Source organism: Streptomyces sp. NBC_01384 (assembly GCF_045040035.1).
Lineage (GTDB): Bacteria > Actinomycetota > Actinomycetes > Streptomycetales > Streptomycetaceae > Streptomyces.
The window spans coordinates 6,629,613-6,644,772 of sequence record NZ_CP109559.1; the positions used below are offsets into that span (position 1 = coordinate 6,629,613).

General features: G+C 69.5%; 8 protein-coding genes. 1 reads left to right on the top strand and 7 read right to left on the bottom strand.

Annotated features, from left to right (window positions below; genetic code table 11):
* Positions 1–36 precede the first annotated feature (36 nt).
* From OG747_RS30490 to OG747_RS30505, 4 genes are all read right to left on the bottom strand, one after another.
* The gene (locus tag OG747_RS30490; RefSeq protein WP_405882573.1) at positions 37–1,548 is read right to left on the bottom strand and encodes a maltokinase N-terminal cap-like domain-containing protein; all 1,512 of its coding nucleotides are present in this window, start codon (positions 1,546–1,548) and stop codon (positions 37–39) included.
* Positions 1,549–1,650: 102 nt separating this feature from the next.
* On the bottom strand, positions 1,651–3,369 hold the full coding sequence (treS, locus tag OG747_RS30495) for a maltose alpha-D-glucosyltransferase (RefSeq protein ID WP_405882574.1): 1,719 nt from the start codon (positions 3,367–3,369) through the stop codon (positions 1,651–1,653).
* Entirely contained in the window at positions 3,366–5,492 is a 2,127-nt protein-coding gene (locus OG747_RS30500; protein WP_405882575.1) for an alpha-1,4-glucan--maltose-1-phosphate maltosyltransferase, read from the bottom strand. The genes treS and OG747_RS30500 overlap by 4 nt, the downstream gene beginning before the upstream one ends.
* Positions 5,493–5,687: 195 nt before the next feature.
* Positions 5,688–6,890, bottom strand: a complete 1,203-nt coding sequence (locus OG747_RS30505) for a S8 family peptidase (protein ID WP_405882576.1) — start codon at positions 6,888–6,890, stop codon at positions 5,688–5,690.
* A gap of 672 nt (positions 6,891–7,562) precedes the next feature.
* Here OG747_RS30505 and glgP point away from each other — a divergent pair.
* A complete protein-coding gene (glgP, locus tag OG747_RS30510; RefSeq protein ID WP_405882577.1) occupies positions 7,563–10,223 on the top strand; it encodes an alpha-glucan family phosphorylase in 2,661 nt (886 codons plus the stop codon).
* Positions 10,224–10,232: 9 nt separating this feature from the next.
* On the opposite strand, the gene OG747_RS30515 is transcribed toward glgP, so the two are convergent.
* The 3 genes from OG747_RS30515 to OG747_RS30525 form a co-directional block, all read right to left on the bottom strand.
* Positions 10,233–10,748, bottom strand: coding sequence for a DUF1990 family protein (locus OG747_RS30515; RefSeq protein WP_405882578.1), 516 nt, complete (start codon positions 10,746–10,748; stop codon positions 10,233–10,235).
* An 88-nt stretch (positions 10,749–10,836) separates the two neighbouring features.
* Positions 10,837–12,498, bottom strand: a complete 1,662-nt coding sequence (locus OG747_RS30520; RefSeq protein WP_405882579.1) for a M4 family metallopeptidase — start codon at positions 12,496–12,498, stop codon at positions 10,837–10,839.
* Between the two features lie 299 nt (positions 12,499–12,797).
* Positions 12,798–14,840, bottom strand: coding sequence for a M4 family metallopeptidase (locus OG747_RS30525; RefSeq protein WP_405882580.1), 2,043 nt, complete (start codon positions 14,838–14,840; stop codon positions 12,798–12,800).
* Between the last annotated feature and the right edge of the window lie 320 nt (positions 14,841–15,160).

A 15,160-nucleotide genomic window follows, 5' to 3' on the forward strand; every position in this document is an offset into this window, starting at 1 on the left:
GGGCAGGGCCTCCTCGGCGGGGTGAGGTGGGGAAGGTCAGTCGGATGCGGCGAGCCGGCGTATCGCCGCCATCGGTACCGGCAGCCAGTCGGGCCGGTGCCGGGCTTCGTACAGCACTTCGTAGACCGCCTTGTCCGTCTCGTAGGCACGCAGGAGTACGGGATCGGTGCGCGGGTCGCGACCCGCGACCTCCGCGTATCCGGTGCAGTACGCGGCCCGGCAGGTGTCGGCCCAGCCGGGCACCGGCGGGATGGGGGTCCCCCCTGCCCGAGCGGAGCCGAGAGCCAGGGGGAGCGCGTGGGCCGCGTAGTCGAAGGAGCGGAGCATCCCCGCCACGTCCCGCAGGGGTGGCTGGGGCATGCGACGCTCGGCGAGCGGTTTCGACGGCTCGCCCTCGAAGTCTATGAGCGACCACTCCCCGGAGGGCGAGCGCAGGCACTGGCCGAGGTGCAGATCCCCGTGGATGCGCTGGGCGGTCCAGGTCTGCCCCTCGGCGGCCAGGTCGGCCAGCGCCTCGAAGGCGGTCCGCAGGCCGGGCGTGTACGGACGCAGGGACGGCACCGCCTGGGCGGCCGACTCCAGACGTTTGACCATTCCGTCCACCAGCGGTTCCATCCGCGCGCGTCCCAGCGTGACCGTGGGCAGCGCGCGGGCGAGCGCCGTGTGGACCTCGGCGGTGGCCCGGCCCAGCGCCCGCGCCTCGTCACCGAAGCCCTTGCCGCCGAAGGCCTCGCCACCGAGACCCTCACCAACAAGACCCTTGCCATCGAGGCGGGCGCCATCGTGCTCTTCGTCCTTGGCCAGTTCGCTCAGCGCCAGCTCCCAGCCGTCCACCGCGCCCTGGACGTAGGGCTGCAACACCCCGAGGACGTACGTCTCCTCGCCCAGCTCCGCGACCATCCACGCCGTCGGCGCCGGTACCCGCGGGCAGCCCTCCCGGGACAGGGCCAGCGGCAGCTCCAGGTCGGGGTTCACCCCCGGAACTATTCGGCGCAGCAGTTTCAGGATGAACGTATCTCCGTAGACGAGGGACGAATTGGACTGTTCCGAGGTCACCAGGCGCGGCACCAGATCGCCCCGGATCTCCTGGCCGCGGTTCCGCTCGAAGCGCAGCTCGCCCACGCGGGCCCGGGTGCGCAGGGCTTCCAGGAGTACGTCGGCGGGGCGCGGGTCGTGCAGCGCCTCGTAGACCGTGTGTCCCGCCAGTGGTCCTTCCTGCACATGTCCGATCAGCGCGGGCGCGAGGTGCGGCGGGAGTGCCTCGCGCACGCCGATCAGCAGCTGGTAGCAGTCACCGGGGTGGGTGGTGGCCCCCTGGGCGGGGGTGAGCGGCTGGTGGGCCCGGACCAGCAGGTGGAGCAGGCCCAGCTGTCCCGTCGACGGCAGCAGTTCGTTGGCCGTCACCAGGGAGAATCCCGTCACCGGGCGCCCCTTGCCCGCGAACCAGCGCTGCCGTGGCAGCCATTGCCGCAGCAGCGGATCGAGCGACGCGAGCAACTCGGGGCGTGCGACGGGGGCCGTGACAGAGTGGGTTGCGGCTTCCGACATGGCGTCGCGTCCTTTCCCCAGGGGCCCGGAGACCGGGGGCGTCGGGGTGTTACTGATGCGTGCCCAGGGCGGGACGGTGGAAACCGCCCCGCCGCCCGGGTTCTAGACGGCGTCCTTGCGGAGCCGGAACCAGTAGAAGCCGTGACCCGCGAGGGTGAGCAAGTACGGCAGCTCCCCGATGGCCGGGAATCGCACCCCGCCGATGAGTTCGACCGGGTGGCGGCCGTTGAAGGCCCGTAGGTCCAGTTCGGTGGGCTGGGCGAAGCGGGAGAAGTTGTGGACGCAGAGGACCAGGTCGTCTCCTTCGTCCTCGGTCGAGGGGGCCTCGCGCAGGAACGCGATGACCGCCGGGTTCGAGGACTGGAGTTCCGTGTAGGAGCCGAGGCCGAAGGCCTTGTTCTGCTTGCGGATCTCGATCATGCGGCGGGTCCAGTGCAGCAGCGACGAGGGCGAGGACATCGACGCCTCGACGTTTGTCACCTGATAGCCGTAGACCGGGTCCATGATCGTGGGCAGGAACAGCCGGCCGGGGTCGGAGGACGAGAAGCCCGCGTTGCGGTCGGGCGTCCACTGCATCGGGGTGCGCACCGCGTCGCGGTCACCGAGCCAGATGTTGTCGCCCATCCCGATCTCGTCGCCGTAGTACAGAATCGGCGACCCCGGCAGCGACAGCAGCAACGCCGTGAACAGTTCGATCTGATTGCGGTCATTGTCCAGGAGAGGCGCCAGCCGCCTGCGGATCCCGATGTTGGCGCGCATCCGCGGGTCCTTGGCGTACTCCGCGTACATGTAGTCGCGTTCCTCGTCGGTGACCATTTCGAGGGTCAGCTCGTCGTGGTTGCGCAGGAAGATGCCCCACTGGCAGCCGGACGGGATCGCCGGGGTCTTGGACAGGATTTCCGACACCGGGTAGCGGGATTCCCGCCGCACCGCCATGAAGATGCGCGGCATGACCGGGAAATGGAACGCCATGTGGCACTCGTCGCCACCCGACGGGAAGTCGCCGAAGTAGTCGACCACGTCCTCCGGCCACTGGTTCGCCTCGGCCAGCAGCACCGTGTCCGGGTAGTGCGTGTCGATCTCCTTGCGCACCCGCTTCAGGAACTCGTGCGTTGCCGGAAGGTTTTCGCAGTTCGTCCCCTCCACCTGGTACAGGTAGGGCACCGCGTCCAGCCGGAAACCGTCGATGCCCAGGTCCAGCCAGAACCGCAGCGCGGAGATGATCTCCTCCTGCACCGCCGGGTTCTCGTAGTTCAGATCCGGCTGGTGGGAGAAGAAGCGGTGCCAGAAGTACTGCTTGCGCACGGGGTCGAAGGTCCAGTTGGAGGCTTCGGTGTCGACGAAGATGATCCGCGCGTCTTCGTACTGTTTGTCGTCGTCGGCCCAGACGTAGTAGTCACCGTAGGGCCCGTCGGGATTCGACCGGGATTCCTGGAACCACGGGTGCTGGTCACTCGTGTGGTTCATGACGAAGTCGATGATGACGCGCATGCCGCGCTGGTGGGCGGCGTCGACGAATTCGACGAAGTCGGCGAGGTCACCGAATTCGGGGAGGACGGCGGTGTAGTCGGAGACGTCGTAGCCGCCGTCCCGCAGGGGGGACTTGAAGAACGGCGGCAGCCACAGGCAGTCGATGCCCAGCCATTGCAGGTAGTCGAGTTTCGCGGTGAGGCCCTTGAGGTCGCCGACGCCGTCGCCGTTGCTGTCCTGGAAGGAGCGGACCAGGACTTCGTAGAAGACGGCGCGTTTGAACCAATCGGGGTCGCGGTCCCTGGCCGGGGTGTCCTCGAAAGTGTCCGGGACGGGCTCGTTGACGATCATATGGTGGGTGACCCTCCGATCTGCGGTGAGGACGGTCGCAGGACGGTGAGGATGTGCGCCGGGCTATGCCCTGGCTCAAGACGCACATAGTTGGCCCTGCCCCAGTTGTAGGTCTCGCCGGTGAGCTCGTCGCGCACCGGCACGGACTCGTGCCAGTCCAGGCCGAGTTGCGGCATGTCCAACGAGACCGTCGCCTCCTGGGTGTGGTGCGGGTCGAGGTTGACCACCACCACAACCGTGTTCGATCCGCGTGCGTCGGTTGCCGACTTCGAGTAGGCGATCACCGCCTCCTTGTCCGTGTGGTGGAAGTGGAGGTTGCGCAACTGGCGCAGCGCCGGACTGCGCCGCCGGACAGTGTTGAGCGCACTCAGCAATGGCGCGATGCTACGTCCGTCACGCTCCGCCGACTCCCAGTCACGCGGACGCAGTTGGTACTTCTCGGAGTTCAGGTATTCTTCGCTCCCCTTCCGCAGCGGGGTGTTCTCACAGAGCTCGAACCCGCTGTAGACACCCCACGTCGGAGACAGGGTCGCGGCGAGCACCGCACGCGACTCGAAGGCCGGCCGGCCGCCGTGCTGCAGGAACTCGTGCAGGATGTCAGGGGTGTTGACGAAGAGATTGGGCCGCATGTAAGAGGCGGCCTCCCCCGACAGCTCGGTCAGGTACTCGGTCAGCTCCTGCTTGCTGTTGCGCCAGGTGAAGTACGTGTACGACTGCTGGAAGCCGATCGCCCCGAGCGTGTGCATCATCGCCGGCCGGGTGAACGCCTCTGCCAGGAAGATCACGTCCGGGTCGGTGCGGTTGACGTCCGCGATGACCTGCTCCCAGAAGACCACCGGCTTGGTGTGCGGGTTGTCGACGCGGAAGATCCGCACGCCGTGGCTCATCCAGTACCGCAGCACCCGCAGCGTCTCCTGGACCAGACCGGGCATGTCCTTGTCGAAGGCGATCGGATAGATGTCCTGGTACTTCTTGGGCGGATTCTCCGCGTACGCGATCGAGCCGTCCGCCCGATGATGGAACCACTCCGGATGCTTCTCCACCCATGGGTGGTCCGGGGAACACTGGAGCGCGAAGTCGAGGGCGATCTCCAGCCCTTCCCGCTCCGCCCGTCCCACGAACGCGTCGAAGTCGTCGATCGTGCCGAGATCCGGGTGCACGGCGTCGTGCCCGCCCTCCGGGGAGCCGATCGCCCACGGCACGCCGACGTCGTGCGGCCCCGCGGAGAGGGTGTTGTCGGGCCCCTTGCGACAGGTGGTCCCGATGGGGTGGATGGGCGGCAGATAGACGACATCGAAGCCCATCCGCGCGATGGCGGGAAGCCGTTCGGCGGCGCTGCGGAAGGTGCCGTGGACCGGCGGGTCGAGATGCCCGCTCTCCGAGCGCGGAAAGAACTCGTACCAGGAGCCGTACAGCGCCCGCTCACGCTCCACGAGCAGGGACAACGGCTCCGACGAGCTGACGAGTTCGCGCAGCGGATGGCGGGCGAGGATCTTGTCCACCTCAGGGGTGCGGGCGGCGGCGAGCCGGGCCGCGGTGGGACGGTCGAAGTCGCGCAACGCCTCCGCGGCGGCGAGGACGGCGTCCCTTCTGCCCTTGCTCCTCGGTACCCCGGCGGCCGCGCGTTCGTACAGCCGGGCGCCCTCCTCCAGGACCAGTTCGCTGTCGATGCCCGCCGGGATCTTGATCCCCGCGTGGTGGCGCCAGGTGGAGACCGGATCGCTCCACGCCTCCACGGTGTACGTCCAGCGACCGGTCTTCCCGGCGGACACCGTGGCGCCCCAGCGGTCGGTGCCGGGGGCGAGTTCGCGCATCGGGGTCCAGGGGCCGGCGCGGCCCTCCGGGTCCCGCAGGACGACGTTCGCGGCGACCGCGTCGTGGCCTTCGCGGAAGACGGTGGCGGTGACCTCGAAGGCCTCGCCGACGACGGCCTTGGCCGGCCGGCGGCCCTGGAGGACGACGGGCCGTACGTCGAGGACGGGGATGCGTCCGACGTTTGCGCTGCTTCCGCCGGCCTTGGCGGAGGGTTTCTCCGGGGCGCGGGGACCGGCGTAGGCCTTGCGGATGGGGGGTGTGTCGGAGGTGCTCGTCGGGGGTGGCGACGTGTGGTGCGTGGCGGGCATGACCGCTCCTGTCCGCGTCAACGTGGGTGGGCGGATGAGGGTGTGGGGAGGTGGGGCCTGCGGGGTGTACCGGGGGAGCCTTCCCACCCTATTCGGGTGGGCAATCCGGCGCTTTGTTAACTACTCATGCCTTTACCTGCGCACAAGACCGGCCTCGTCCGTGCGGGCGAGGCCGGTGCCGGTTCGGACACCTCGCTACGGATTGTCGACCTGCAGCAGCTTGTTCGGCGAACCGGGCCCCGCGCCGCCGACTTTCCCGGACACCGCCCGCTGCACGAGCGCCTTTCCCACTTGGGCCGGGGTCGCCTTGGGATGGCCGGCGAGATAGAGCGCCGCCGCGCCCGCGGCGTGCGGGCTCGCCATCGACGTACCGGAGAAGGTCGCCTTCCCGGTGTCGCTCGTGTACGACGCCGAGGTGATCGCCACACCAGGGGCGAACAGGTCGAGCGCGGCGCCGTAGTTGGAGAAACTCGCCCGGGTGTCCGCCTTGTCGCTGGCGCCCACCGTGAGCGCCTCCTTGACGCGGGCGGGAGAGTACAGCCCGGCGGGCAGACCGTCGTTGCCCGCCGCGACCGCGTACGTCACCCCGGAGGCGATGGAGTTGCGTACGGCGGCGTCCAGCTGGGCGTTCGCGTAGCCGCCGAGGCTCAGATTGGCGACCGCCGGCTTGTGCGCGTGCCGGGTCACCCAGTCGATGCCGGCGATGACCTGCGCCGTGGTGCCGGACCCGGCGTTGTCGAGAACGCGCACGGAAACGACCTCGGCCTTCTTGGCGACCCCATATGTCGTCCCGGCGATCGTGCCGGCGACATGGGTCCCGTGCCCATTGCCGTCGCTCGCGTTCTTGTCGTTCCCGACGAAATCCCAGCCGTAGGCGGCCCGCCCCCCGAAGTCCTTGTGCGTGATCCGTATCCCCGTGTCGATCACATACGCCGTCACGCCCGCGCCCGCCGACTCCGGCCAGGTGTAGCCCTTGTCGAGCGGCAGACCGGGCTGGTCGATCCGGTCCAGCCCCCAGGACGGCGGGCTCTTCTCGAAGTGATCGAGTGCCACCCGGGTGTCCTGGACGACGGAGGCCACACGCGAGTCCCCCGCGAGCCGCCGAGCCTGTTTCTCGCCCACGTTCACCGCGTAACCGTTGAGCGCCGCACCGTACGTGTGGCTGATTCTCGCCCCGTACTTCTGGGCGATGCCCTTCCCCTCCGATGACGGAGCCTTCGTTCCCCCTTTGAACGTGACGATGTAACTCCCGCTGACGGAACCGGGGTCGCCGGCGCCGAGTATCTGCCCCTCCGGGGCGGCGTGCGCGGGCAGGGCGATGGCCGAAAGCACCGCGGCCGTCGTGACCGCGGTGAGGCCTCCTGCCCAGCGCAGACGCCACTGTCTCGTCTGTGCCATGACGTGAGTTCCCCTCCTCGACTCGGCGCACGCCGACCACGGCCGACCGGTGCGCGACCGCCGCCGCCCGTACGCCACTTGGCAGCCTCTCGTGCGGTGCGAAGCCCCACAAGGCCGCCTATGCGGGCAGAATCGGCCATACCCGCCGGGGGTCACGCGAAAAGGTTGCGCCAGTCTCCGGCCGATTTCCTCCAGAGGCCTGCGCCCCCGTCCCCCCCCGGGGGCCTGCGCCCCCCTGCACCCCGGCGGGTTTTCGTTCCTGCACCCCGGCGGGGCTCAGTCCCTGGACCCCGCCGGTGGCCGCCGCCCCCTGGACCCCCGCTTCGGCCTGAACGGCCCGTCCTCAAACGCCGGACGGGCGGGGCTTTCAGGGGCGCGGGGAACTGCGCGATCAGCCCCCACCCACCCGCAGCCGGGCAATCCAGGGCGGCCGGGGATTCGGGGCGTAGCCCCGGCCGCCGGGGACGCGGGCACCGCGTGGTCGGATCACACCCGTCCCGACCCGCCGGACCGGAGTTCAACGATGCGCCGTGTTGCGGAGGCACCCTCGCCGCTACCGTCGTGGGTGACGAAGGGCGCACAAGGATGTGCGTCCCTCAGCCGCGTGCCTCAGCGCGTACGTCCCGCCGCATACGTCCTGCCGCACTACGTCCTTCGTGAAGGTGGAACTCCGTGAAGGCAATCCGCAGATTCACCGTACGGCCCGTACTCCCCGAAGCCCTTCACCCGCTCAGCGACCTCGCACGCAACCTGCGCTGGTCCTGGCATGCCGAGACCCGCGACCTCTTCCAGTCCGTCGACCCCGAACGCTGGACCGCGTCCGACGGCGACCCCGTACGCCTGCTCGGCAGCGTCCCGCCCCGGCGCCTCGCCGAGCTCGCCGACGACCGCCGCTTCCTGCGCCGCCTCACCGCCGCCACCGACGACCTGCGCGACTATGTGACCGGCGAGCGCTGGTATCAGACCCAGACGCAGATTCCCGACCTGCCCGCCGCCATCGCCTACTTCTCACCCGAGTTCGGCATCACCGCGGCCCTGCCCCAGTACTCCGGCGGCCTCGGCATCCTCGCCGGCGACCACCTCAAGGCCGCCAGCGACCTGGGCGTACCCCTCATAGGCGTAGGACTCCTCTACCGGCACGGATACTTCCGCCAGTCCCTCTCCCGGGACGGCTGGCAGCAGGAGCACTATCCCGTCCTCGACCCCCATGAACTGCCCCTTGTCCCGCTGCGCGAGAGCGACGGCACCCCCGCGCAGGTCTCCCTCGCCCTCCCCGGCGGACGCGCACTGCGGGCCCACATCTGGCTGGCCCAGGTCGGTCGCGTTCCGCTCCTCATGCTGGACTCCGATGTCGAGGAGAACGACCTCGGCGAACGTGGGGTCACCGACCGGCTGTACGGCGGTGGCAGCGAACACCGGTTGCTGCAGGAGATGTTGCTCGGTATCGGCGGAGTGCGCGCCGTGCGGACGTACTGCCGGCTGACCGGCCACGCACAGCCCGAGGTGTTCCACACCAACGAGGGCCACGCCGGCTTCCTCGGTCTGGAACGGATCGCCGAACTCGCCGACGGCGACGGAGGGCTGGATTTCGAGGCCGCCCTCGAAGCCGTCCGTGCCGGTACCGTCTTCACCACTCACACCCCCGTCCCCGCCGGCATCGACCGCTTCGACCGCGAACTGGTGGCCCACCACTTCGGCCAGGACGCCGAACTCCCGCGCATCGACGTCGAGCGGATTCTGGGCCTCGGCATGGAGACCTACCCGGGCGGCGACCCGAACGTCTTCAACATGGCCGTGATGGGGCTCCGGCTCGGCCAGCGGGCCAATGGGGTGTCGCTGCTCCATGGGCACGTCAGCCGGGAGATGTTCTCGGGCCTGTGGCCGGGTTTCGACCCGGACGAGGTTCCGATCACCTCCGTCACCAACGGCGTGCACGCGCCGACCTGGGTGGCACCGGAGGTCTTCCGGCTCGGCGCCCGCCAGGTCGGCGCGCAGCGCACCGAGGACGCGATGACGGTGGGCGGCTCGGACCGCTGGGACGCGGTGGCGGACATCGCCGACCAGGAGATCTGGGACCTGCGGCGTGTGCTGCGCGAGCAGCTGGTCCTGGAGGTACGGGAACGTCTGGACGCCTCCTGGCGCCAGCGCGGCGCCGGAACGGCCGAGCTCGGCTGGATCGACGGGGTGTTGGACCCTGATGTCCTCACCATCGGCTTCGCGCGGCGTGTCCCGTCCTACAAGCGCCTGACCCTGATGCTGCGCGACCGCGACCGCCTCATGGATCTCCTCCTGCACTCCGAGCGTCCGATCCAGATCGTGGTCGCGGGCAAGGCACACCCCGCGGACGACGGCGGCAAACGCCTGATCCAGGAGCTGGTCCGGTTCGCCGACGACCCACGCGTACGCCACCGCATCGTCTTCCTCCCGGACTACGGAATGGCGATGGCGCAGAAGCTCTATCCCGGCTGTGACATCTGGCTGAACAACCCCCTGCGCCCGCTGGAGGCCTGCGGCACGTCCGGGATGAAGGCGGCGCTCAACGGCTGCCTCAACCTCTCCGTCCTGGACGGCTGGTGGGACGAATGGTTCCAGCCGGACTTCGGCTGGGCGATTCCCACGGCGGACGGCACGGATGGGGGTCCCCCCACGCGTTCGGTAGTGGGGGAGGACGACGACCGCCGCGACGACTTGGAGGCCGCGGCCCTCTACGACCTCCTCGAACAGCGCGTGGCGCCGCGCTTCTACGAGCGGGGCCAGGGCGGCCTGCCCGACCGCTGGATCGAGATGGTCCGCCAGACGCTGACCCACCTGGGCCCGAAGGTGCTGGCCGGCCGGATGGTGCGTGAATACGTGGAGCGTCTGTACGCTCCCGCCGCCCGCGCCCATCGTTCCCTCTCCCCGGACACGGCCCGCGAACTGGCCGGCTGGAAGTCGCGCGTCCGGGCGGCCTGGCCGCGGGTCACGGTCGACCACGTGGAGGCCTCCGCCGCCACGACGACCGCCGAACTCGGCACCACCCTCTCCCTGCGCGTCCGCGTCGCCCTGGCCGACCTCGCCCCGGAGGACGTCGAGGTGCAGGCGGTCTCCGGCCGCGTCGACTCCCAGGACCGCATCGCGGACGCGGTCTGTGTCCCGCTGAAACCGGCGGGCGGTCCTGACCTGGAGGGCCGCTGGGTGTACGAGGGTCCGCTCTCCCTCGACCGTACCGGCCCGTTCGGCTACACGGTCCGCATCCTGCCCACGCACCCACTGCTTGCGTCCGGCGCCGAGCTGGGCCTGGTGACGGTGCCTTCGGAGGAGGTGGGGGAGGAGGCCGGGGTCTTGCTGCGCTGAGGGCGCGGGCTACGGTTCAAGCCCCGCGCACAACCGGCGCAGTACCGCCCCGCACCGCCGCGCGTACGCCTGCTGGAGCCCCCGGGTCGCCGGCCCGCCCGCGCGGGCGTACCACTTGGCCGCACGGCTGAAGGCGGTCACGGTCAGCCAGACCGTGCCGTCGCCCGTGCGGTCGACCACGAACGACTCCTCGCCGCACTCGGGGTGGCCGGGCAGGGTGCCGTAGGCCCAGCCGGCCCGGCGGTACTCCTCGACCGTCCAGACCACCCGGCAGGGCGCCTTGAGGGGGCCGAGGCCGACGGTCACGTCGACTCCGGGCGCCGCCTTGTCGGCGGTGGCGGTGATGCCCACGCCCATCGCGCGGTGCATCTCCCAGGTCATGACCGCTTCGGAGGCTGTCCGGAAGGCGGCCTCGCCCTCGCCGACGCGGGTGCGTACGTGCAGGGGGTGGAACCCCGGCGGGCAGCGGCCGTCGCGCGTCGCGCCCACGTCCTCGTATGTGAAGGGATTGCCCCGGGAGACCATGGGGAACAGCGTAGGGCGGTACCCGGAAGTGTCTTCTCTCCGGGTACCGCCCCAGGCGCCTAAGTGAGCCCGAAGGACTCTGCGGGCACTAGCTCACGTTGACCGCGGACCAGGCCGCCGCCACCGTCTTGTACTCCGTGCTGCTGGAGCCGTACAGGTCCGACGCCGCCGAGAGCGTGCCCGCGCGGGCCCCCGCGTAGTCGGTCGTCGACGTGAAGTACGTCGTCAGCGCCTTGTACCAGATCTGCAGGGCCTTGGCGCGGCCGATGCCGGTGACCGTCGAGCCGTTTGACGTCGGTGAGTTGTAGCTGACGCCGTTGATGGTCTTGGCGCCGCTGCCCTCGCTCAGCAGGTAGAAGAAGTGGTTGGCGACACCGGACGAGTAGTGCACGTCCAGGTTGCCGACGCTGGAGGACCAGCTGTCCGCCGAGCCGCCGTCCTTGCTGGGCTGGTCCATGTAGCGCAGCGGGGTGCCGTCGCCGTTGATGTTGATCTTCTCGCCGATGAGGTAGTCACCGGGGTCCGAGGCGTTGTTGGCGTAGAACTCGACGCCGGTGCCGAAGATGTCGGAGGTCGCCTCGTTCAGGCCGCCGGACTCGCCGCTGTAGTCCAGGCCGGCGGTGTTGGCGGTGACGCCGTGGCTCATCTCGTGGCCGGCCACGTCCAGCGAGGTCAGCGGGTCGGTGTTGCCCGAGCCGTCGCCGTACGTCATGCAGAAGCAGCTGTCGTCCCAGAACGCGTTGACGTACGAGCTGCCGTAGTGGACGCGGGAGTAGGCGCCGACACCGTCGTTCTTGATGCCGCTGCGGCCGAAGGTGTTCTTGTAGAAGTCCCAGGTCTCCTGCGCGCCGTAGGCGGCGTCCGCGGCCGCGGTCACGTCGGTGGAGGAGCTGGAGGCGGTGCCGGTGCCCCACGTGTTGGTGGTGTTGGTGAACAGGGTGCCGGTGCCGGAGCTGGTGCCGTGCTTCAGGTTGTACGTCTTGTGGCCGCCGCGGGAGGCGTCGGTCAGCGAGTACGTCGAGCCCGACAGCGTGGTGGTGAGGCTGACCGTGCCCGAGTACAGGGTCTTGCCGGTGCCGGTCGCGTTCTCGATGCCCTGGTACTCGAAGAGCTTCTTGCCGGTGGCGGCGTCGGTGATGACGTGCAGCTGGTTCGGGGTGCCGTCGTCCTGGAGGCCGCCGACGATCGTCTCGTAGGCGAGGACGGGCTTGCCGGAGCCGGCCCAGATGACCTTGCGGGCGCCGTCGGCCTGGGACTTCGCGGAGCCCGCGGCCTTCGCGGCGGTCAGCGCCTGCTTCTCCGCCTTCGCGACGGTGACCTGCGGCTTCAGGGAGGCGACCTTGATGGTGGCCTTCGTCGCCTTGGTGACGCCCTCGGTCTTGCCGGCCTTCTCGTGGACGACCAGGTCGCCGCCGAGGACCGGCAGGCCCGCGTACGTGCGCTCGTAGCGCGTGTGAGTCGTGCCGTCCTTGTCCTGGACGACGTCCTTGACGATCAGCTTCTCCTTGGCGCCGAGACCTATCTGCCGCGCCGTCTCGGGCGCCGCCGTCTGCGCCTGCTGGAACAGGCTCGTGCGGGCGGCAGCGGAGAGCGCGGCCGGGGCGGCGGCCAGGGTGGCCTTACTCGCCGGGGCCGACTCGGTCTGGGCGGAGGCACCGGTGGTCAGCCCGGTGGTGAGCAGTGCTCCGGCCGCGACAGTGGTGGCGATGGCCAGAGTGGTGCGCTTGTGACGCGCGTAGAGGGGGGTCACGCAATCTCCTCTTGTGGGGGCAACCGGACGGCGTGGGGTGGCCGTACGGAAGGTGTGAAGTTGCGGTGCGGGTGAGCCGTGCGGTGGAAGAGTGACATCTGGGACGCGTACATGTCAGGAGGGGGACTAAAACTTGGCTGAAAAGCGTCCGTTGAACGAAGATCGCTGTTCGTTGAGTGGATTTCGATCACGGTCAAGCGGCAACAAAAGAGGGGTCATGGCAGAGCAAGGAGGGTGCCGCCCCGGGGAGTCGAACCCCCGGGGCGGCACCCTGTCATCGCCGCGCGTTCACCCGTGGTCTACGGGAACGTCAGCTTCCAGCTGTTGATGGTGCCGGTGTCCTGCGCCGCCTGGTCCTGGACCTTCAACTGCCAAGTACCGTTGGCGACTTCGGACGATGCATCGACCGTGTAGGTCTCCTGGACGTTGTCCGCCGAGTCGGAGGAACTGAAGTTCTTCAGGCGGTACGTCGAGCCGTCCGGGGCCACCAGATCGATGACCAGGTCACCACGCCAGGTGTGGGTGATGTCCACGTTGACGAGGAGGTTCGACGGCGCGTTCCCGGTGCGGCCGGTGACCGAGATCGACGAGGTGACCGCGGGGCCGTTGTCCGGAATCGATACGTGGGTCGTGTTCTCGTACGACGTACCGGTGCCGCCGCCACCGCCCGGACGCGAGCCGACCTTCACGGCCGCCCACGCGTTCGCGACCGCGGTGTACTCGGCGCTCGTCGTGCCGTACAGCTCGCCCGCCGCCGCGAGCGTGCCGGTGCGGGCCGCCGCGTAGTTGGTGGTCGAGGTGAACTTCGTGGTGAGTGCCCGGTACCAGATCTGCAGGGCCTTGTCGCGGCCGATGCCGGTGACCGGGAGGCCGTCGGCGGTCGGCGAGTTGTAGCTGACGCCGTTGATGACCTTGGCGCCGCTGCCCTCGCTCAGCAGGTAGAAGAAGTGGTTGGCGACACCGGACGAGTAGTGGACGTCGAGGCCGCCCACGCTGGAGGACCAGTTGTCCGCCGAGCCGCCGTCCTTGCTGGGCTGGTCCATGTAGCGCAGCGGGGTGCCGTTGCCGTTGATGTTGATCTTCTCGCCGATGAGGTAGTCACCGGGGTCCGAGGCGTTGTTGGCGTAGAACTCGACGCCGGTGCCGAAGATGTCGGAGGTCGCCTCGTTCAGGCCGCCGGACTCACCGCTGTAGTTGAGGCCGGCGGTGTTGGAGGTGACGCCGTGGCTCATCTCGTGGCCGGCCACGTCCAGCGCGGTCAGGGGGTCGGTGTTGCCCGAGCCGTCGCCGTACGTCATGCAGAAGCAGGTGTCGTCCCAGAACGCGTTGACGTACGCGTTGCCGTAGTGGACCCGGGAGTACGCACCCACGCCGTTGTTCTTGATGCCGCTGCGGCCGAAGGTGTTCTTGTAGAAGTCCCAGGTCTCGGCGGCGCCGTAGTGTGCGTCGGCGCCCGCGGTCGCGGCGTTCGACGTGGTGCCGTTGCCCCAGGTGTCGCTGGTCTGCGAGAACAGGGTGCCGGTGCCGGACGTACCGCCGTTCAGGTTGTACGTCTTGTGGCCGCCGCGCGCACCGTCGGTCAGCGTGAAGTTGGAGCCCGACTGCGTGGTGGTCAGCGCCACCTGGCCGCTGTACTGGGTGTTGCCGATACCGGTCTCGATGCCCTGGTACTCGTAGAGCTTCTTGCCGGTGGCCGCGTCGGTGATGACGTGCAGCTGGTTCGGCGTGCCGTCGTCCTGGAACCCGCCGACGACCGTCTCGTACGCCAGGGTCGGCTTGCCGTCCGCCGCCCAGATCACCTTGCGGGGCGCCCGGTCGGCGGCGGTCTTCTTCGAACCGTCGGCCTTGGCGATGGAGAGGGCCTGCTTCTCCGCCTTCGACGCGGCGATGGTGGGCGTGAGCGAGGCGACCTTGAGGGTGGCCCGCGTCGCCTTGATGACGCGCTCGGTCTTTCCGGCCTTGGTGGTGTCGACCACCAGGTCGCCGCCGAGGACCGGAAGTCCGTCGTACGTCCGCTCGTAGCGGGTGTGGACCGCGCCGTCCGCGTCCTTGATGACGTCACGGACGACGAGCTTCTCCTTGGCTCCGAGGCCGAGGTCCTTGGCGGTGGCCGCCTTGGCGGCGTCCGCGTCGCGTATCAGCTCGGCGCGCTGCGAGGGGGTGAGCTGGACGGCGAGGGAGCCGCGGTCGATCTTGCCCAGGGAGGGCTTCTGGGGAGCCGCGCTCGCGGCGCCCGACTGGACGGCCGCGGCCAGCAGGGCGGAGACGCCGACGAGGGCGACGGCCGCGACGCGGCGCTGGGTGGTGTGGGAGGTGCGTCTGTGGAGGGAACTGCTGCTCAACACTGACTCCTTCTGCGTGGCCACGGCGCGCGCGGCCAGTGGGGATCCGGGCGGGGGGTACCCGTCCGGGCAGAACAGGCAGAACAGGGTGGAACGGAACCAGTTGCATGGAGGGTCGAGGGCCGCGACACAGCGGAATGCTGTGGGATTGCTGTGAAGTGGCCGTGGGAAGAGTGGCAGGAGATGTCGCCCTCTGTCAGGACCGCGTCAGAAACTTGGCCGGAATTCGTCCGTTGTCCGGGAGTTCATGTTCGGCATGCGGACTGTTTGCTGGAGTGTGTATGACGTTGGCTTTGGGGCGGGAACGGCGAACGAGGCGT